Origin of the sequence: Amycolatopsis coloradensis (genome assembly GCF_037997115.1) — a bacterium.
GTDB classification, from domain to species: Bacteria; Actinomycetota; Actinomycetes; order Mycobacteriales; family Pseudonocardiaceae; genus Amycolatopsis; species Amycolatopsis coloradensis_A.
Genome location: NZ_CP150484.1, coordinates 3520913 through 3540645, shown reverse-complemented (window position 1 = coordinate 3540645; position 19733 = coordinate 3520913). Strand labels below are relative to the sequence as shown.

Genomic DNA, 19733 nt, shown 5'->3' with positions numbered 1-19733 from the left:
ACCTTCGGGAGGAGTGGAGCCTGACGTCGGTCTTGGGCCTCGTGAGTGGTAAGGACGGTTCTAACCGTCTGTCTGAGTTCAGGACATGTCGGACAGTTGATGTTTCAGGACCTCACGGACACTGACCGGCTTGTCGGCGTGGTGACCAGGGCTTGTGTGGTGATCATGCGGCGATGGGCAGAGCAGGTTTTCCGATGGATCCTGAGTTCGTCGCCGCGATCGTCAGGTCGGCTGCGGGCGAGAAGATCAACGTGGCGCGGTTCTGTCGCGAGCACGGGGTTTCCCGTGACACCTTCTATCGGTATGTGGCTCGGTTCCGGAGCGAGGGGACCGTCGGGTTCGCCTGCCGCAGCACCGCTCCGCTGAGCCATCCGTCCGCGCTGGGTGAGGAGGTGGCCGAGGCGGTGCTGCGGGCCCGTAAAGAGCTCGAGGAGGAAGGCCTGGACAACGGGCCGATCTCGATTCGCTGGCGTCTGGAGGACGCCGGGATGCTCCCGCCGCCCTCGCAGTCGTCGATCTACCGGATCCTGCGTGATCGCGGCCAGATCGAACCCGAGCCACGCAAGAAGCCCCGCACGCGGCGCCGGTTCCAGTACCCGGACCCGAACGGCTGCTGGCAGATCGATGGGACGGAGCACTACCTGGCCGACGGCACCAAGGTCTGCATCATCCAGATCCTGGATGACCATTCCCGCCTCGATGTCGGCTCCTATGCCGCGGTCAGCGAGAACGGTGCTGACACCTGGACCGCAGTGCAACTGGCCATCGCCTGCTACGGGGCGCCGGTGAAACTGTTGTCCGACAACGGGCTGGCTTTCTCCGGCAAACACCGCGGCTGGATGGCCGATCTGGAACGTCACCTCGCCGAACACGGCGTCACCACGATCGCCTCGTCGGTCTATCACCCGCAAACCTGCGGCAAGAACGAACGCGTCCATCAGACTCTGCAGAAATGGCTCGCCGCCCGGCCCCCGGCCGAGAATCTTGCCGCCCTGCAACAGCTGCTCGACGACTACCGCACAATCTACAACAACCGAAGACACCAGAGCCTCGACGGCCAGACCCCGCAGCAACGCTACGACGCCAGTCCCAAAGCCACTCCACCCGAAGGCTCCACAGCTCCCAGCGGAACCACCCAACGCCCCGTCTCCAGCACCGGGGTCATCGCCTTCTCCGGCTGCTCCATCGTGCTAGGCCGACACTGGGCCGGCCAGAGCGCCACCGTGTTCTGGCAGGGCGACCGCGTCGTCATCATGATCGGCGACACACTCGCCCGCCAGCTCACCCTCAACAGAGCAATACGCTACCAACCACTGACCAACCCAAAACTGTCCGACAAGTACTGAAACACATCTGTCCGTGAGGTCCTGAAACAGGACAGACGGTTCTAACCGTCCTTACCACTCACGAGGCGCGACGCTGTCCGGGACCTAAACCACCGCGAGCGGCAGCGCCGTCGGGTGCACCGGAGCGGGCAGGTCCGAAGCACCGGTCAGGTAGGCGTCCACGGCGCTCGCCACCGAACGTCCCTCGGCGATCGCCCACACGACCAGCGACGCACCGCGGTGCGCGTCACCGCAGACGAACACGCCGGGCGACTCCGTCTGCCAGTCCGCGCCGCACGAAAGCGTGCCGCGTTTGGTGAGCGAGAGCCCGAGCCCGTCCAGCAGCGGCATGTGCTCGACACCCTCGAAGCCGATCGCGAGCAGCACGAGGTCGGCGGGCAGTTCCTCGACCTCGTCGTTGACCGGGGTCACCATGCGCTTGCCGGTCTCCGGGTCCTTGACCACGCGGACCTGACGGAGCTCGACCGCGCGCACGTTGCCCTCGTCGTCACCGATGAACCGCGTGACCGCGACGGCGAACTTGCGCTCGCCCGCCTCTTCGTGCGCGGGATAGGTGCGGAGGATGTACGGCCAGGTCGGCCACGGCGACCGCTCGTCGTCCCTTGTGGACGGTGGCGTCGGGTACTGGTCCAGCTGGGTCACCGAAAGCGCGCCCTGACGGGTCGCGGTGCCGTACGAGTCGGCCCCGGTGTCACCGCCGCCGATGATGACGACGTGCTTGCCCGCCGCGTCCACCGCCGACGGGCCGTCGCCCTCGACGTACTTGTTGGCCGGGACCAGATGTTCCATCGCCAGGTGGATCCCGGCCAGCTCACGTCCGGGCGTGGTCTTGTCGTCGCGGCCGCGCAGCGCGCCCACGGCGAGGACCACCGCGTCGTAGCCCGCCCGCAGTTCCTCGACGGTGAGGTCGACGCCGACCTCGCAGCCGGTGACGAACTTCGTGCCCTCCTTGCGGAGTTGCGCGAGCCGCCGGTCGAGGACCTTCTTCTCCATTTTGAACTCGGGGATGCCGTACCGCAGCAGGCCACCGAGGCGATCGTCCCGTTCGTAGACGGTCACTTCGTGGCCGGCGCGGGTCAGCTGCTGCGCGGCGGCGAGCCCGGCGGGGCCGGAGCCGACGACCGCGACCCGCTGCCCCGACGACACGGCCGAGACCTGCGGCTGCACGTAGCCCGCTTCCCAGGACTGGTCGGCGATCGTCTGCTCGACCCGCTTGATCGCCACCGGGCCGCCGGACAGCGGCGAGACCGACAGGACACAGCCCGCCTCGCACGGCGCGGGGCACAGCTTCCCGGTGAATTCGGGGAAGTTGTTGGTGGCGTGGAGCCGGTCGCTCGCCGCGGCCCAGTCGCCGCGGCGCACGAGGTCGTTCCACTCCGGGATCAGGTTGCCCAGCGGGCAGCCGGAACCACTGGAATGGCAGAACGGGATGCCGCAGTCCATGCACCGCGAAGCCTGCTTGCGCACCTGTTCGTTGCGCTCGGCGGGCTCCACGTCGGCGTACACCTCGCCCCAGGTGGCGAGACGCTCCTCTTTGGACTTCTTCTTCGGCTCTTCGCGTTCGTACTTCAGGAAACCCGTCGGATCAGCCACGAGCGGCCTCCATGATCGCTTCGTCGACGTCGCGGCCCGCGGCACGCGCCGCCTTCGCCGCGTCAAGGACACGCTGGTAGTCGCGGGGCATCACCTTGGTGAACGCCGCCGAGCGACGCGGCCAGTCGCCGAGCAGCGACGCGGCCACGGCCGAACGTGTGAGGTCGTAATGCTTCTGCACGGTCTTCTTGAGCCAGGCGAGGTCTTCCGACGACGGCGTCTGGAGGTTGACCATCTCCTCGTTGACCAGCTCGGGAGCGAGGTCGAGCACGTAGGCCTCGCCGCCGGACATCCCCGCCGCGAGGTTGCGCCCGGTCGGGCCGAGCACCACGGCCTGCCCGCCGGTCATGTACTCGAAGGCGTGGTCGCCGACGCCCTCGGCGACGACCACGGCGCCGGAGTTGCGCACGCAGAACCGTTCGCCCACCTGGCCGCGCAGGAACATCTCGCCGCCGGTGGCGCCGTAGGCGAGCGTGTTCCCGGCGATGGTCTGGCCCTCCGCGGCGAATTTCGCGTCCGGATGGGGGCGCACGATGATCCGCCCGCCCGAAAGGCCCTTGCCGACGTAGTCGTTCGCGTCGCCGACCATGTCGAGCGTGATGCCGCGCGGCAGGAACGCCCCGAGCGACTGCCCGGCGGAACCGGTCAGCAGCACGTGGATCGTGTCCTCGGGAAGGCCCTCACCGCCGTAGCGGCGGGTGATCTCGGAACCGAGCAGTGTGCCGACGGTCCGGTTCACGTTCCGCACCGGCAGTTCGAGCCGCACCGGGTGCGCGTCCTCCAGCGCCGCCTCGGCGAGCTGGATCAGCGTCCGGTCGAGCGCGTGCTCAAGGCCGTGGTCCTGTGTCCGCGTGCGCCGCTTCGCCCCGCCGTACGGAGTCTCGGCCGGCATCTCGAAGATCGGCGCGAGGTCGAGGCCGGAGGCCTTCCAGTGCTCGACCGCCTCGTCGGTGTTCAGCATCTCGGCGTGCCCGATGGCCTCGTCGAGGGTGCGGAAACCGAGCGCCGCCAGCGTTTCCCGGACCTCTTCGGCGACGAACCGGAAGTAGTTCACGACGTGGTCGGCCTGGCCGGTGTACCGCTTGCGCAGATCCGGGCTCTGGGTCGCGACGCCGACCGGGCAGGTGTCGAGGTGGCAGACGCGCATCATGACGCAGCCCTCGACGATCAGCGGTGCCGTCGCGAAGCCGTACTCCTCCGCGCCGAGCAGCGCGGCGATGACGACGTCCTTGCCGGTCTTCATCGCGCCGTCGACCTGCACGGTGATCCGGTCGCGCAAACCGTTGAGCAGCAACGTCTGCTGCGTTTCGGCGAGCCCGATCTCCCACGGGGTGCCCGCGTGCTTGAGCGAGTTCATCGGGGAGGCGCCGGTGCCGCCGTCGTGGCCGGAGATCAGCACGACGTCGGCGTGCGCCTTGGACACGCCCGCCGCGACCGTGCCGACGCCGAGCGAGGACACCAGCTTCACGTGGATGCGGGCCTTCTCGTTGGCGTTCTTGAGGTCGTGGATCAGCTGGGCGAGATCCTCGATCGAGTAGATGTCGTGGTGCGGCGGCGGCGAGATCAGCCCGACGCCGGGCGTCGAATGCCGCGTGCGCGCGATCCACGGGTAGACCTTGTTCGGCGGCAGCTGCCCGCCCTCGCCCGGCTTCGCGCCCTGCGCCATCTTGATCTGGATGTCGTCGGCGTTGACCAGGTATTCGCTCGTGACACCGAACCGGCCACTCGCGACCTGCTTGATCGCGCTGCGGCGCGCCGGGTCGTAGAGCCGCTCGGGGTCTTCCCCGCCTTCACCGGTGTTGGACCGGCCGCCGATGCGGTTCATCGCGATGGCGAGCGTTTCGTGCGCCTCGGCCGAAATCGAGCCGTAGGACATCGCGCCGGTGTTGAAGCGCTTGAAGATCGCCTCCACGGGCTCGACCTCGTCCAGCGGGACGGGCTCACGCGCGCCCTCACGGAAGGAGAACAGCCCGCGCAGCGCACCGCCCTGCCGGTACAGGCGGTGCACCTCGTCGGAGTACTTCTTGTACACCTCTTCCCGGCCGGTCTTCGTCGCGTGCTGCAACAGGAAGACGGTCTCCGGGGTGAACAGGTGCAGTTCGCCCTCGCGGCGGTACGCGTATTCGCCGCCGGTCTCGAGTCCACGGTGGACCCGGTCGGTCGGGTTGTCCGGGTACGCCCGGCGGTGCCGCGTGGCGACCTCTTCGGCGAGCACGCCCAGCCCGACGCCGCCGAGCTTCGACGACGTCCCGGTGAAGTACTCGTCGAGCAGATCCTGGGCCAGACCGAAGGATTCGAAGACCTGTGCCGCGGTGTACGCGCCGACGGTCGAGATGCCCATCTTCGACATGATCTTCAGGACGCCCTTCACGAGCGCCTTGACGTAGTTGCGGATCGCCTTGGCGGGCTCGATGCCGGTGACGGCACCGGTCGAGATCATGTCTTCGATGGTCTCGAAGGCCAGGTACGGGTTCACCGCCGCGGCGCCGTAGCCGAGCAGCAGCGCGATGTGGTGGACCTCGCGGGCGTCACCGGTCTCGACGACCAGCGCGACGCGGAGCCTTTCCTTGGTACGCACCAGATGGTGGTGCACCGCGGAGACGAGCAGCAGCGACGGGATCGGCGCCATGCGGTGGTCGGAGTCGCGATCGGACAGCACGAGCGTGCGCGCGCCGGCCGCGATCGCCTCGGAGGCCTCGCGCCGGACCCGCTCGATCGCGGACGCCAGCGCCTCGGCTCCACCGTCCACTTCGTACAGTCCGGAAAGGACACTGCACGCGAAGCCGGGAAGGTCACCGTCGTCGTTGATGTGGATCAGCTTGGCGAGTTCGTCGTTGTCGATCACTGGATACGGCAGCTGCACGTGACGGCAGGAGGCCGGGCCGGGGGCGAGCAGATTGCGCTCGGGGCCCATGATCCGGCTCATCGACGTGACGAGCTCTTCGCGGATCGCGTCCAGCGGCGGGTTGGTGACCTGCGCGAAGTTCTGCTTGAAGTAGTCGTAGAGCAGCCGGGAACGCTGCGACAGCACGGCGGGCGGGGTGTCGGAACCCATCGAGCCGATCGGCTCGGCGGCCTTGACCGCCATCGGCGCGAGGAGGATCTTCAGCTCTTCTTCGGTGTAGCCGAAGGAAAGCTGGCGCCGCAGCACGGAATCGTGACTCTGCACGATGTGGTCGCGGTCCGGGAGGTCGGCGATCTGCAGGAGACCGGCGTGCAGCCAGCCCTCGTACGGGAGTTGCTTCGCCAGCTCCGACTTGACCTCTTCGTCGTCGACGATCCGGCCCGCCTCGGTGTCCACCAGGAACATGCGGCCGGGCTTGAGGCGGCCCTTGGCCACGACGTCCGCGGGGGCGACGTCGAGCACGCCCGCCTCACTGGCCAGCACGACACGGTCGTCGGCGGTGCGCCACCAGCGGGCGGGGCGCAGGCCATTGCGGTCCAGCACCGCGCCGACGAGGGTGCCGTCGGTGAAGGTGACACAGGCCGGGCCGTCCCACGGCTCCATGAGGCTGGCGTGGAACTGGTAGAACGCACGACGCTGTGCGTCCATCCCGGCGTGGTTCTCCCACGCTTCGGGGATCATCATCAGCACCGCGTGCGGCAGCGACCGGCCGCCGAGGTGCAGCAGCTCCAGCACCTCGTCGAAGGAGGCGGAGTCCGACGCGTCGGCCGAGCAGATCGGGTACAGGCGGGTCAGGTCGCCGGGGATGAGGTCCGATTCGAGCAGCGCCTCACGGGCGCGCATCCGGTTGCGGTTGCCCCGGATGGTGTTGATCTCGCCGTTGTGCGCGACGAACCGGAACGGATGCGCCAGCGGCCACGACGGGAAGGTGTTGGTGGAGAATCGGGAGTGCACGAGCGCGATGGCGCTGGTGAGCCGGGTGTCGGTCAGGTCGGCGAAGAAGAGCGGGAGCTGCACGGGGGTCAGCATTCCCTTGTAGACGATGGTCCGCGAGGACAGCGACGGGAAGTAGGTGCCGCAGCCCGCGGTCACGCTTTCGTTCTCGACGCGTTTGCGGAGACAGAAGGCAAGGCGGTCCAGTTCGAGCCCGGAGGGACATCGTCCGTCGGCCTCGGCGCCCGCGACGAACAGCATCGCGAAATGCGGCATCACCGAACGCGCCGTCGGGCCGATGTCGGCGCGGTCGGCGTCGACCGGGACCTCACGCCAGCCGAGGACGTCGAGGCCCTCTTCACCGGCGATCCGCTCGATCAGGGCGACGGCCTTGGTCCGCTCCTCGATGTCCGAGGGCAGGAAACCGATCCCGGTCGCGTAGGTCTGCCGGCCGTCGGCGTCCGCCTCGGGCAGGGTGAAGTCCACTTCGGCCCGCAGCAACTCGTCCGGGAGCTGCAGCAAAATGCCCGCACCGTCACCACTGGTCGGCTCCGCGCCGGCGGCGCCGCGGTGGTCGAGGTTCGTCAGCGCGGACAGGCCGTCGGTGACGATGCCGTGCGAACGCCGCCCGCGGACGTCGGCCACCATGGCCACACCGCAGGAGTCCTGTTCGGATTCGGGATCGTAGAGACCCTGTTTGCCTGGAATGGCGGAGAAGATCATGAAGGGACCTCCTTCGTCGTCTGTGCTCAGCGGCCGGACGGGGCCGGCCGGGGGAATGCGCACGGGACGACGATGGCCCGTTCGTTAGCGCGACTTTAACACCTGTGAAACACGTCGGCATCAGTTCGGCGGGCACGAAAGCCCGCCGATGGGTAACGATCTGGACGCCCGGAACGACACAGTTCCTGATGAGGTCACAGTACTTCGTTCCGCTAAGTATATGTCCCGTTCCGGGATGTCACGAGACGCGGTGAGGCGACCCTAGTCACTCCAGGCGCCCGGCGCGAGCCCTGGGCCGATTAGGCCGTACGGCCCAATCCTGCGCTTCACGGCAACCTGACACCGCTCTAGATCGACCTAGAGGTGAAATCACCTCACCTCTGGGGGCTTGATGCTCAACTTGATCCGAAGAACCGCTGTGCTCGGCGCGGCCGCGCTCACGTTCTCCGCCCTGCTCTCGGCCACGCCCGCGCTGGCCACCTCCGAGACGGCCACTTCGGCGCCGGCCGTCTACATCGACCTCAAGGCGCCGGCGAAGTCCTTCACCGCCACCGGGAATGACGTCCCGGTCGGCGCCTGGACCGACCGCGGGTTCCACGCTTCGAAGGCGTACTTCACCTTCGACCTGCGCCCCTATCGTGGGGCCACGATCGGCTACGCCGAGGCGTACGCGACGGAAACCGCCGCCAACGACTGCACCAAGCCGCGCGCGACCGAACTGTGGGTCACCGACCCGGCGACGGCGCCGACCTGGCTGCGTCAGCCGAAGGAGCGAACCAAGCTTCCCGGCCCGGGCGCCCAGGGCGGCTGCCTGTGGAACCGCGTCGAATGGGACGCGGGACAGGCGATCACGGCCGCACTCGCCGCGGGCAAGGAATCCGTGACCTTCGCGCTGCGGATGCCGGACGACCGGCAGTTCGACCCGGCCTACGGCAGGCGCGTCGAGAACCGCCTGCATCTCTACGTCGACTACAACCGGCCGCCGACCGTGCCGACCGACCTGCACGTCGGGCTCAAGCCGTGCGGCGCGGATCCGGTGTACACGGCGGACAACCCCATCGAGGTCTACGGCCGGGTCGACGACCCCGACCGGTCCGCGGTCTCCGCCAAGGTGACGGTCTGGGCGGCCGACGACCCCGCGAAGCGGCTGGAACTGGGTCCTGATTACTTCTCCGCCGCGCCGCGTCACGTGCGCTACTGGTTACCGTCCGAGTTCACCACCCACGGCCGCGAGTACCGGTGGACGATGCAGGGGGTCGAAGAGGGACTGGCCGGACCGGTCAGCGCGCCGTGTTCCTTCATCATCGACCGGGTGGCACCGACCACCGCGCCGGTCGTGACGTCGGCGGACTACCCGAACGACCGCGAGCGGCACGGCGCCATCGGCATCCCGGGCACCTTCACGATCGATGCCAAGGGTGATCAGGACATCATCGGCTTCAACACCGGCAACGGTTACGTACCCGCGGACCGCCCCGGCGGTGTCGCGACCGTCCAGTACACGCCGAAGACGGAGTTCGACACCTTCAGCGCCTGGGGCAGGGACAAGGCGGGCAACAACGGTCCCGGCACGCACTACGGGTTCACCGCCACACCGTCGGAGCCGGGTGTCACCTACGACGCCCGGACGGTCGCCGTGGGCAAGCCGCTCCGGCTCGACTTCACCCCCGGCGCGATGCCCGGCGTCGTCGAGTACGTCTACGACTTCGGCTGGGCAGGCGAGGTCGTGGTCCCGGCGGGACCCGACGGCAAGGCGACGACCACGGTGACCCCCAAGGAGCCGTGGAACTACCTGGTGGTGTCGAGCCGGACCAAGGAAGGCTGGAGGTCCGAACAATGGGAGGGCCGGGTGGAGCAGAGCGGTGTCCCGACGGTCACCAGTGCCACCTATCCGGCGGATCAGCCGGGCGGCGGAGTCGGCGTACCTGGCGAGTTCGTCTTCTCGTCGGGACGTCCGGACGTCACCGATTTCTTCTACATGCTGGACAACGGCGAGTCCGGCATGGTCCCCGCGACGAACGGGACCGCGACCGTCTCGCTCACCCCGGGCAGCGCCGGCGGACATGTCCTCGAGGTCAGTTCGGTCTACACCGACGGGAATTTCAGTGATCCGCGGTACTACTCGTTCATCGTGAACGGCTAGGCGGAGCCGGTCCCGCTCCGCGCGGGCGGGACCGGCATCCACTAGAACGTGTTACAGTTCCGCGCATGATCCTGGACCGTTTCCGGCTCACCGACCAGGTCGCCGTGGTCACCGGCGCCGGACGCGGGATCGGCGCGGCGACGGCCGTGGCACTCGCCGAGGCCGGTGCCGACGTGGTGATCTCGTCCCGCACCGAAACCCAGCTCGACGACGTGGCGGCCCTGGTCGCCGCCACCGGCCGGCGCGCGCACGTGGTGCCCGCCGACCTGAGCGACCCGGCCGCCGCGGGCGAGCTGGCTCGGATCGCGGCGGCGGAATTCGGGCGGCTGGACCTGGTGGTCAACAACGTCGGCGGAACCTATCCCCGGCCGCTACTGGAAACCACCGCCGAATTCCTCGAGGAAGCCTTTCGTTTCAACGTCTCGACCGCACACGCACTGACCGTCGCGGCGGCCCCGTCCCTGCTGGAGACGGGCGGATCGGTCGTCAACATCTCGTCGGTCATGGGCCGCGTGACCGGCCGTGGCTTCGCCGCGTACGGGACGGCGAAGGCCGCGCTGGCGCACTACACCCGGCTCGCGGCGGCCGATCTCGCGCCGAAGGTGCGGGTGAACGCGATCTCGGTCGGCTCGGTGGCGACTTCCGCGCTCGAAGTGGTGGTGGGCAACGACGAACTGCGCGGCCGGATGGAGGCCGCCACTCCCCTGCGCCGGATCGGCGAGGCCGAGGACATCGCGGCCACCGTCGTGTTCCTGGCGTCGGGCGCGGGCCGGTACGTCACCGGCAAGATCATCGAAGTCGACGGCGGATTGCAGGCCCCGAACCTCGAGCTGGGCCTGCCCGATCTGTAGGAGACTGTCCGCGGAGCTGAGAGATATCGGGAAAAGGACCATACGCGTGAACCCTTCCTGGCCGAAGGCCCCGCTATCGCGGTGGCAGGACGCCCTGCTCGTCAACCGTGACGTGGTCTCCCAGGCAGCGTCCTGCCGACGTCGATCGCGGACGCGGGTTCACCGACCAGACATCAGGAGGCGAACGCCGTGCGCGTGGTCCAGTGGAGTACCGGGAACGTCGGCCGCCACGCGCTGGCGGGGATAGCCGCGCGGCCGGATCTCGAACTCGCCGGAGTCTGGGTTTCGAGCGACGCCAAGGCGGGCGTGGACGCTGGGGATCTGGCCGGGCTCGGTCGTCCGCTGGGTGTCACCGCGACGACCGACGCGGCCGCGCTCATCGCTCTGAGGCCCGATTGCGTGCTCTACACGGCGATGGCCGACGACCGGCTGCCCGAGGCCGTCGAAGACCTGAAACGCTTCCTGCGCGCGGGGATCAACGTGGTGTCCAGCAGCCCGGTGTTCCTCCAGTATCCCGAAGGCGTCGTCCCGCCGGAGATGATCGAGCCGATCCGGGAGGCCGCTCGCGAAGGCGGTGCTTCGCTGTGGGTCAACGGTGTCGACCCCGGTTTCGCCAACGACTGGCTGCCGCTGGTGCTCACCGGCGTGTGCGAACGGATCGACGAGGTGCGCTGCCTGGAGATCCTCGACTATTCGACGTACGACAACGGCAAGGTGCTGTTCGAGATCATGGGCTTCGGCCGGGAGATGGACGATCTGCCACTGCTGCTGCAGCCGGGTGTGCTGTCGCTGGCCTGGGGCAGCGTCGTGCGGCAGCTCGCGGCCGGGCTGGACGTCGGACTCGATGCCGTCGAGGAGGTCTATGAACGGCTTCCGGCTCCCGAGACGTTCGAGATCGCTTCGGGGACGATCAAAGAAGGCACGGCGGCGGCGCTGCGGTTCGAGGTGCGCGGCATGCGCGGCGGGCGGGCGGTGTGCGTGCTGGAGCACGTCACGCGGCTGCGCGGCGACCTCGGGCCGGACTGGCCGCAGCCGAGCGGGCAGGGCTGCTACCGCGTCCAGGTGACCGGGGAGCCTCGGTATGAACTGGACCTGCGCCTGGTCGGCACCGACGGCGACCACAACACGGCCGGGCTGAAGGCGACCGCGATGCGGCTGGTGAACGCGATCCCGGCGGTGGTGGCGGCTCCGCCCGGGCTGCTGACGGCGCTGGACCTGCCCTTGGTGACGGGGCGGGGCCTGGTGGCTCCCTGATGCCGTGAAGGCCTCCTTTCCTACCTTGAGGGTAGGGAAGGAGGCCTTCACGGGACTTGATCGGAGTGCTACTTCTCGGGGTCCGGCTTCGGGTCCTCGGTCGCCTTGTCCGCGGCCGAGTCCCGGACGGTGTCCGGAGCCGCCGCGACGTCCGCGTGCGGCTCCTCATCGGACGGCTCGGAGGAGGAAGAGGCTCCGGAGTCCTCTCGCGGCACGTCCTTGCTCCACAACGTTTCCGGCGCTTCCCGCGGTCCACGCTTGGCGGCGAGGACGAAGTACGCGATCGCCGCGGCGAACAGCAGGATCGAGGTCCACACGTTGACTCGCAGGCCGAGGATGTGGTTCGCGGTGTCGGTCCGCATCATCTCGATCCAGAACCGGCCCGCGGTGTACCCGGCGACGTACAGCGCGAACACGCGGCCGTGGCCGAGGCGGAACTTCTTGTCCGCCCAGATGACCAGCAGCGCGACACCGAGGTTCCAGATCAGCTCGTACAGGAACGTCGGGTGCACCGGGCTGTCCGGCAGCGGGACGTGCCCGAGCGCGACACCGTTCAGGAAGTCGTCCGGGTTGGTCGGGTTGTAGCGCTGGTAGATCTCCAGGCCCCACGGCAGATCGGTGTGCGCGCCGTAGAGCTCCTGGTTGAAGTAGTTTCCGAGCCGCCCGATCGCCTGCGCGATCACGATCCCCGGCGCGAGCGCGTCCGCCATCGCGGGCAGCGGGATCCCCCGGCGGCGGCAGGCGATCAGCGCGCCGACCGCGCCGAGCGCGATCGCGCCCCAGATACCGAGCCCGCCGTCCCAGATCTTCAGCGCGTTGAGCGGGTTCTTGCCCTCGCCGAAGTACAGCTGGTTGTCGGTGATGACGTGGTACAACCGCCCGCCGACCAGGCCGAACGGCACCGCGAAGACCGCGACGTCGATGACCGTGCCCTTCGTGCCGCCGCGGTTGACCCAGCGCCGCTCGCCCAGCCAGATCGCCACGATGATGCCGGCGATGATGCAGAGCGCGTAGGCCCGGATCGGGACCGGCCCGATATGCCAGACGCCCTGGTCGGGACTGGGGATGGTCGCGAGGAACGCTGCCGAGGCGGTATTCACGTCGGCCACCGTAGCGCTTCGTCCACTTCTTGGGGGCGTCAGCCCTCGACGGCGGCCAAATAGCCCGCGATCAGCGCGGACGCGACGTGCCCGATGGCGGCGTCGGGCGGCAGGAACACCTCGTCGTGGAGGCTGGGCGCGCCCGCGGTGTCGCCGAGGCCGATGAACATCATCAGCCCGCGTGTCATCCCGCAGTAGTGCGCGAAGTCGTCGGCGCCGAACGACCGGAAGTCGGTGTCCACGACTGCCCCCGTCCGGACGAGCCGCCGGTGCGCGCGCTGGGTGAGCCCGGCGTCGTTGTGCAGCACCGGTTCGCACGGGCTGATCTCCAGTTCCGCCCGGCAGCCGTGCGCCTGTGCGGTGCCGTGGACGACCTCGGCGAGCCCCTCCAGGGCGAGGTCGCGGTCTTCGGCGCGCATCAGCCGCAGCGAGCCCGACAGGCGGGCCTCGTTCGGTACGACGTTCGCCGTCGTCCCGGCTTCGATCCGCCCGACCGAGCAGACCGCGCCGAACACCGGGTCGACCCGGCGGCTCGCGAGCTGCTGCAGGCTCACCACGATCTGGCTGAGCGCGAGGATCGGGTCCCGCAGCAGATGCGGGTAGCCGGCGTGCCCGCCTTGACCGCGGACGACGACGTCGAACTCGTCGGCGGAGGCGTTGACCGGTCCCGGCACCGCCGAAACCACCCCCGCCGCGAGCCTGGGCTGCACGTGCGCGCCGATGACCGACTCGACGCCGTATTCGGTGAGCACGCCGGAGTCGACGATGTCCAGCGCGCCGGACGGCGACGTCTCCTCACGCGGCTGCAGGAGCGCGAGGAGCGGCCGGGGCACCCCGACCACGGAGGCCGCGCGGCAGGTGGCGACGAGCGCGGCCATGTGGACGTCGTGCCCGCACGCGTGCATCAGCGGTGTCTCCGAGGCCCACGGGATCCCGGTGCGTTCGGTGACCGGCAGCGCGTCCAGCTCGGTGCGCAGCGCCACGGCCGGTCCCGGCGAGGTACCGGCAAGCAGCACGGCACGCCCGGTCTTGGCGACCCGGACCCCTTCGTCGATGCCCAGCGCCTCGACGACGACCCGTGCGGTGTCCTCCTCGTCCCCCGACGCGCGCGGATCGGCGTGCACCCGGTGCCGCAGTTCGATCGCGGACGGCAGTTCCGCCTCGACGGCGGCCTCCCACCGGTCCTGCAGTTCGTCCAGTTCCGTCATGTCCCCTCCAGCCCGTACACCCGTTCGGCGTTGCGGTGCCCCACCAGCGCCGCTATCCGATGCGCGTCCACTTCGGACAGTACGTCCGAAGTGAGCCCCGCGTACAGGAAGTCGGACAGCCCCTGCCGGAACAGCGCGGTGCCGAGGTGGTGCAGCTCGGCCAGCCCGAACGCGTCCGTGGAGAACAGCAGCTTCCCGAACGGCACGATCTCCATTGTCTCCGCGATGATCGCGGGCGCACGATGACCGGCGTTGTGCGTCGCGAGTCCCACGTCGATGAACACGTGCTCGAAGACCTGCGCCAGATACGCGGCGTTCCGGTGGAAGGGATAGTTGTGCAGCAGCATGATCGGCACCCCGTGTGACCGGGTGGCCCGCAACAGCCCGGTGAGCAGCAGCGGATCGCAGCGGTGCAGGTCCACGTCCGCGTCGCCGAAGCCGACGTGGAACTGGATCGGCAGGGCCAGGTCGATCCCGGTCCAGAACAGGAACCGGTGCAGGACCTCGTCCGCGAGCCGGACCGGTCCGCCCGCCTCGATCCGCGCGAGCCAGCGGCCCGCCGCTTCGGTGACTTCGGTGTCCGTCGGCCGCTCCCCCGCCAGGTCGAGGCCGACGCGGTAGGCGGCGATGGACTTGAACCCGACCGCGGTCGTGGCGCGTTTCGCCAGCTCCGAGGCGAAGGCCGACGCGAATCCGGCCGCGGTGGTGGAGCCGATCACCGTTTCGGCGACCTGTTCGAGGCGGACGATGTCCCGCGCGCGGGCGCCGGACAGGGCCGCGAACTGCTCGGTCGTGGTCAGCGTGTCCGGCAGGAAGCCGCCGTCGAGCAGGAATTCGGTCGTGCCGGTGGCGCGCAGGAACCGCGCGTTGACCTCGGTGGCGCCCAGTTCGGCGCGGCGGGCCAGATAGACCTCGGCCGGGACGTGCGGCGGCAGGTCGAGCACCGGGGCGCAGCGGGCCCGCACCGCGAGCCCGATCAGCGAGTCGAACAGGGTCGTGCCCAGTGACGAGACGGTGTCGGCCTCGGTGAGCAGCTGTTCGAACTCGATCCGGCCCAGATCACCGGTGACGACGCCGTGGCAGTGGTGGTCCACGAGCCTCGTCTGTGCGACGAACGGCAGGATCGGGGGTCCCGGCATGAGCGCGTCCCTTCTCGTGGTCGACGAGTGCGGCCTCACCCTATGACCGGATCCGGGCGTGGCAAGGGACTCCGATCGAGGCCAGGATGAGGAACCATGGTGAACCGGGAAGCACTGACCGCCCGCGCGACCGCCCTCACCGGGGAACTCCGGGCCCGGGGTGTCGAGCTTGTGGCGCTGACCTTCGTGGACAACGCCGGGATCGCGCGGGTCAAGGCGGTACCGCTGCGGAAGTTGCCGTCCGCGGCCGCTTGGGGTGTCGGCGCTTCGAAGTCCTTCGACTTCTTCGGCTCGGACGACGTCATCAGCGGCGGCGAGTATTCCCTCGGCCCGGTCGGTGACCTGCGGCTGCATCCGGACCTCGACGCGTTGACCGTGCTCGCCGGGCAGCCTGGCTGGGCCTGGGCGCCGGTGACGAAACTCGACCAGGAGGGCGAGCCGCACCCGCAGGATGCGCGGGCCCTGCTGGCGACGGCGGTGGACCGGCTCGCCGCGCGCGGTCACCGGGCGCGGATGAGCTTCGAAATCGAATGGGTGATCACCGGCGCCGACGCCCCGGACGATCCGACCTCGGCCACCGCGGGCCCGGCGTACGGCTACGCGAGACTTTCCGAGCACGCGGACTATCTCCGCGCCCTGGTGTCCACTTTGGACCAACAGGGGGCCGGCGTGGAACAGATCCACCCCGAGTACGCCGACGGCCAGTTCGAGCTGTCGGTCGCGGCGGCGGACCCGGTGCGCGCGGCCGACATCGCCGTCCTGACGAAGGAGACGATCCGCGCGCTCAGCCACCGGCACGGGCTGAAGGCGTCCTTCACCCCGAAGTTCGCGCCCGCCGGCGTCGGCAACGGCGGGCATGTGCATCTGAGCGTCTGTGACGGCGCGCGGAACCTTTTCTCCGGCGGGGAAAGGGCTTTCGGGCTGACGCCGGTCGCGGAGTCGTTCAGCGCGGGCATCCTGCGACGGCTGCCCGCGCTGCTCGCGATCGGGGCACCGTCGGTGGTCAGCTATCTGCGGCTGGAGCCGCACCACTGGGCGGGCGTGTACGCCGCGTGGGGGCTGGAGAACCGGGAGACGCCGCTGCGGCTGGTACGCGGCGTCGCCGGGAACCGTGACTCGGCGGCGAACCTCGAGGTCAAATGCTTCGACCTGACCGCGAATCCGTATCTGCTGGCGGCCGCCCTGCTGTTCGCCGGGATGGCCGGAGCCGACGAGGAGGCGGTGCTGCCGGAGCCGCTCGACGTCGACCCCGGGATCTTGACCGACGAGGCGCGCGCCGCCCGCGGGATCGAGCGGCTGCCGCTGCGGTTGGAGGACGCCGTCGCGGCGTTCGAGGCGGACAAGGCCCTCACTGCCGCGTTCGGCGCTCCGCTGGCGACGACGATCGTGGACCTGCGGCGGGCGGAGATCGAGCGGTTCGCGCTCGCGACCCCGGAGGAGATCACCGAAGCGCAGCGCTGGCGACACTGAGCTGAACTCACCGTGGGCTGAAGGGCCCTTTCGCCGCATGCGACGCAGCGAAAGGGCCCTTCACCGCGTCGCATGCGGTGAAGGGCCCCTTCAGCCCACGTCAGATCAAGCGGGGGCGACGGTCTTCCGCACACCCGCGGCCAGCTCGGCCGAAAGCTCCCGAACCGCGTCCAGTCCGCTCGCGGCGGCGGTCACCAGCGCGGAGCCGACGATGACACCGTCCGCGAAACCGGCGACCTGCGCCGCCTGCTCGCCGGACCGGACGCCGATCCCGACGCCGATCGGCAGCTCCGTATGCGCGCGGGTGCGCTCGACCAGCTCCTCGGCGTGCACGCCGACCTGGTCACGAGCACCCGTCACGCCCATCACCGCGGTGGCGTACACGAAGCCCGAAGCGGCCGCGACGGTCTTCGCGATCCGCTCCTCCGAGGAGGACGGCGCGACCAGGAAGATCCGGTCCAGACCATGCTGCTCGGAGGCGGCCATCCACTCGTCGGCCTCGTCCGGGATCAGGTCCGGGGTGATCATGCCGAGCCCGCCCGCGGCGGCGAGGTCCCGCGCGAAGCGATCGACGCCGTAGCGGTGCACCGGGTTCCAGTAGGTCATCACGACGGCCTTGCCGCCGCGCGACGACACCGACTCGACGACCTCGAACAGGTGCTTGAGCTTGAAGCCGCCGGAAAGCGCGCTGACCGACGCGGCCTGGATGGTCGGGCCGTCCATGACCGGGTCCGAGTAGGGCACGCCCACCTCGACCAGGTCGGCGCCGCCGTCGACCACCGCGGCCAGCAGGTCCTTCGACCCGTCGACCGTCGGGAAACCGGCCGGGAGGTACCCGATCAGCGCTCCGCGTCCCTCCGCCCGGGTCTTCGCGAAGAGGTCGTCCAGCGCGCTCATGCGTTCTCCACCAGGCCGAAGTACTTCGCGGCCGTGTCCATGTCCTTGTCGCCACGACCGGACAGGTTCACGATGATCAGCCCCTCGGGACCGAGTTCGCGGCCGAGCACCAGCGCGCCCGCCAGCGCGTGCGCCGACTCGATCGCCGGGATGATGCCCTCGGTGCGCGAAAGCAGCTTGAACGCGTCCATCGCCTCGGCGTCGGTCACCGGCCGGTACTCGGCGCGGCCGCTGTCCTTGAGCCACGAGTGCTCCGGGCCGACACCCGGGTAGTCGAGGCCCGCGGAGATCGAGTGCGACTCGACGGTCTGGCCGTCCTCGTCCTGCAGCAGGTACGTCATCGCGCCGTGCAGGTTGCCCGGTGTGCCCTTGGTCAGCGTGGCGCCGTGGCGGTTGCCCTCGATGCCCTCGCCGCCCGGCTCGAGACCGACGAGACGGACTTCCGGGTCGTCGATGAAGCCGTGGAAGATGCCGATCGCGTTCGATCCGCCACCGACGCAGGCCGCGACGGCGTCCGGCAGGCGCCCGGCCTGCTCCAGGATCTGGACGCGGGCCTCCTCGCCGATGATCTTGTGGAAGTTCCGCACCATCATCGGGAACGGGTACGGGCCCGCCGCCGTACCGAACAGGTAGTGCGTGGTGTCGGCGTTGGTGACCCAGTCGCGCAGGGCCTCGTTGATCGCGTCCTTGAGCGTGCGCGAACCGGTCTTCACCGGGACGACCTCGGCGCCGAGCAGCTTCATGCGCGCCACGTTCAGCGCCTGCCGCTCGGTGTCGACCTCGCCCATGTAGACGATGCATTCCAGGTCCAGCAGCGCGCAGGCGGTGGCGGTGGCCACGCCGTGCTGCCCGGCCCCGGTCTCGGCGATGACCCGCTTCTTGCCCATCCGCTTGGTGAGCAACGCCTGGCCAAGCACGTTGTTGATCTTGTGCGAACCGGTGTGATTCAGATCCTCGCGCTTGAGGAAGATCCGGGCGCCGCCGGCGTGCTCACCGAAGCGCTTGGCCTCGGTGAGCAGCGACGGACGGCCGGCGTAGTCACGCAGCAGACGCCGGAACTCGTTGACGAAGTCCGGGTCGTTCCGCGCCTTGTCGTACTCGGCCGCGACCTCGTCGACGACGCCGATCAGGGCCTCCGGCATGAACCGGCCGCCGTACGGGCCGTAGTAGCCCCGGTCGTCCGGATCGTGCCTGCCGTGGGGTTCTTCGTGGTACTCAATGGTCATCGGGAAGGCCTCGGGCAGGCAGGGTGCGATCCGGCGGTGACGAGCTTGACCAGCGCACCCTTGGGGTCGCCCGAAGCTACGAGCCCTTCGCCCACCAGGACGGCGTCGGCACCGTGACCCGCGTAAGACATCAGGTCGCCGGGGCCGCGCACACCGGACTCGGCGATCTTGAAGACGTCCATCGGCAGACCGGGGGCCAGCCGCGAGAAGACGTCCCGGTCGACCTCGAGGGTGTGCAGGTTGCGGGCGTTGACGCCGATCACCTTCGCGCCGGCTTCGAGGGCCTTGTCGGCCTCTTCGGCGTTGTGGATCTCGACCAGCGCGGTCATCCCGAGGGATTCGACCCGGTCCAGCAACGCGATCAGGGCGTTCTGCTCCAGGGCCGCCACGATCAGCAGGACCATGTCCGCGCCGTGCAGCCGCGCCTCGTGGACCTGGTACGGGCTGACGATGAAGTCCTTGCGCAGCACCGGGATGTCGACAGCCGCGCGGACCGCGTCGAGGTCGGCGAGCGAACCGCCGAACCGGCGCTGCTCGGTCAGCACGCTGATCACCCTGGCGCCGCCGTCGGCGTAGTCCTTCGCCAGCGCGGCCGGATCGGGGATCTCGGCCAGGTCACCCTTGGAGGGGCTGCGCCGCTTCACCTCGGCGATGACGCCGATACCGGACTCACGCAGGGCCGCGAGCACGTCACGTGGGGGCGCGACCTGGGTCGCGCGCTTCTTCAGTTCGTCGAACGGCAGAACCGCCTCGCGCTCGGCGAGATCGGCACGGACGCCGGCGACGATGTCATCGAGCACGCTCACCGGAGTTCCTCACCGGCCGTCGTACTCACGGATTCCTTCGCAAGGTCGCTCACAAAAACCTTCCCCTTCCCGCCGAAACGATGCTAACCCCCGCACGGATACGGCCTGGTTCCGGGTATGTCCGTTACTCCGAATGCCA

13 protein-coding genes are annotated in these 19733 nt (G+C 69.4%); 5 read left to right on the top strand and 8 right to left on the bottom strand.

The window, feature by feature from the left end; genetic code table 11:
• Window positions 1-194 precede the first annotated feature (194 nt).
• Window positions 195-1346, top strand: coding sequence for an IS481 family transposase (locus LCL61_RS16930; protein WP_340681357.1), 1152 nt, complete (start codon window positions 195-197; stop codon window positions 1344-1346).
• Window positions 1347-1430: 84 nt separating this feature from the next.
• On the opposite strand, the gene LCL61_RS16925 is transcribed toward LCL61_RS16930, so the two are convergent.
• Window positions 1431-2939 (bottom strand): glutamate synthase subunit beta, encoded by a 1509-nt coding sequence (locus LCL61_RS16925; RefSeq protein WP_340687698.1) that lies wholly within the window; start codon window positions 2937-2939, stop codon window positions 1431-1433.
• Window positions 2932-7500, bottom strand: a complete 4569-nt coding sequence (gltB, locus tag LCL61_RS16920; RefSeq protein WP_340687697.1) for a glutamate synthase large subunit — start codon at window positions 7498-7500, stop codon at window positions 2932-2934. The genes LCL61_RS16925 and gltB overlap by 8 nt, the downstream gene beginning before the upstream one ends.
• 391 nt (window positions 7501-7891) lie before the next feature.
• Between gltB and LCL61_RS16915 the strand changes: the two genes are divergently transcribed.
• The 3 genes from LCL61_RS16915 (at window position 7892) to LCL61_RS16905 (ending at window position 11748) form a co-directional block, all read left to right on the top strand.
• Window positions 7892-9643: a hypothetical protein gene (locus tag LCL61_RS16915; RefSeq protein ID WP_340687696.1), complete on the top strand. Its 1752-nt coding sequence runs from the start codon at window positions 7892-7894 to the stop codon at window positions 9641-9643.
• A 65-nt stretch (window positions 9644-9708) separates the two neighbouring features.
• Window positions 9709-10494, top strand: coding sequence for an SDR family oxidoreductase (locus tag LCL61_RS16910; RefSeq protein ID WP_340687695.1), 786 nt, complete (start codon window positions 9709-9711; stop codon window positions 10492-10494).
• 189 nt (window positions 10495-10683) lie between these two features.
• Window positions 10684-11748 (top strand): diacylglycerol kinase, encoded by a 1065-nt coding sequence (locus LCL61_RS16905; RefSeq protein WP_340687694.1) that lies wholly within the window; start codon window positions 10684-10686, stop codon window positions 11746-11748.
• 68 nt (window positions 11749-11816) lie between these two features.
• Here the strand turns inward: LCL61_RS16905 and lgt are convergent, their stop codons facing one another.
• The 3 genes from lgt to LCL61_RS16890 are packed head-to-tail and all read right to left on the bottom strand — an operon-like array spanning window position 11817 to window position 15195.
• The gene (gene lgt, locus LCL61_RS16900) at window positions 11817-12857 is read right to left on the bottom strand and encodes a prolipoprotein diacylglyceryl transferase (protein WP_340687693.1); all 1041 of its coding nucleotides are present in this window, start codon (window positions 12855-12857) and stop codon (window positions 11817-11819) included.
• A gap of 29 nt (window positions 12858-12886) precedes the next feature.
• Entirely contained in the window at window positions 12887-14056 is a 1170-nt protein-coding gene (locus tag LCL61_RS16895; protein ID WP_340687692.1) for a M20 family metallopeptidase, read from the bottom strand.
• Entirely contained in the window at window positions 14053-15195 is a 1143-nt protein-coding gene (locus LCL61_RS16890) for an amidohydrolase family protein (RefSeq protein ID WP_340687691.1), read from the bottom strand. The genes LCL61_RS16895 and LCL61_RS16890 overlap by 4 nt, the downstream gene beginning before the upstream one ends.
• Window positions 15196-15291: 96 nt before the next feature.
• Between LCL61_RS16890 and LCL61_RS16885 the strand changes: the two genes are divergently transcribed.
• Window positions 15292-16665 carry a glutamine synthetase family protein gene (locus tag LCL61_RS16885; protein ID WP_340687690.1) on the top strand — a complete coding sequence of 458 codons (1374 nt, stop codon included), beginning with the start codon at window positions 15292-15294 and terminating at the stop codon, window positions 16663-16665.
• 105 nt (window positions 16666-16770) lie between these two features.
• Here the strand turns inward: LCL61_RS16885 and trpA are convergent, their stop codons facing one another.
• From trpA to trpC, 3 genes are read right to left on the bottom strand one after another with little or no spacing between them, the layout of a single operon-like run.
• Window positions 16771-17562, bottom strand: a complete 792-nt coding sequence (gene trpA / locus LCL61_RS16880; RefSeq protein ID WP_340687689.1) for a tryptophan synthase subunit alpha — start codon at window positions 17560-17562, stop codon at window positions 16771-16773.
• Window positions 17559-18806, bottom strand: a complete 1248-nt coding sequence (gene trpB / locus LCL61_RS16875; RefSeq protein WP_425342048.1) for a tryptophan synthase subunit beta — start codon at window positions 18804-18806, stop codon at window positions 17559-17561. Before trpB ends, trpA begins: the two co-directional genes overlap by 4 nt.
• Window positions 18785-19594, bottom strand: a complete 810-nt coding sequence (gene trpC / locus LCL61_RS16870; protein ID WP_340687687.1) for an indole-3-glycerol phosphate synthase TrpC — start codon at window positions 19592-19594, stop codon at window positions 18785-18787. Before trpC ends, trpB begins: the two co-directional genes overlap by 22 nt.
• Window positions 19595-19733: the final 139 nt, after the last annotated feature.

Coding starts and splice junctions, on each gene's coding strand:
- LCL61_RS16930 (WP_340681357.1), top strand. CDS start 195: ATGGATCCTGAGTTCGTCGCCGCGATCGTCAGGTCGGCTGCGGGCGAG.
- gltB (WP_340687697.1), bottom strand. CDS start 7,500: ATGATCTTCTCCGCCATTCCAGGCAAACAGGGTCTCTACGATCCCGAA.
- LCL61_RS16915 (WP_340687696.1), top strand. CDS start 7,892: ATGCTCAACTTGATCCGAAGAACCGCTGTGCTCGGCGCGGCCGCGCTC.
- LCL61_RS16910 (WP_340687695.1), top strand. CDS start 9,709: ATGATCCTGGACCGTTTCCGGCTCACCGACCAGGTCGCCGTGGTCACC.
- LCL61_RS16895 (WP_340687692.1), bottom strand. CDS start 14,056: ATGACGGAACTGGACGAACTGCAGGACCGGTGGGAGGCCGCCGTCGAG.
- LCL61_RS16890 (WP_340687691.1), bottom strand. CDS start 15,195: ATGCCGGGACCCCCGATCCTGCCGTTCGTCGCACAGACGAGGCTCGTG.
- LCL61_RS16885 (WP_340687690.1), top strand. CDS start 15,292: ATGGTGAACCGGGAAGCACTGACCGCCCGCGCGACCGCCCTCACCGGG.
- trpA (WP_340687689.1), bottom strand. CDS start 17,562: ATGAGCGCGCTGGACGACCTCTTCGCGAAGACCCGGGCGGAGGGACGC.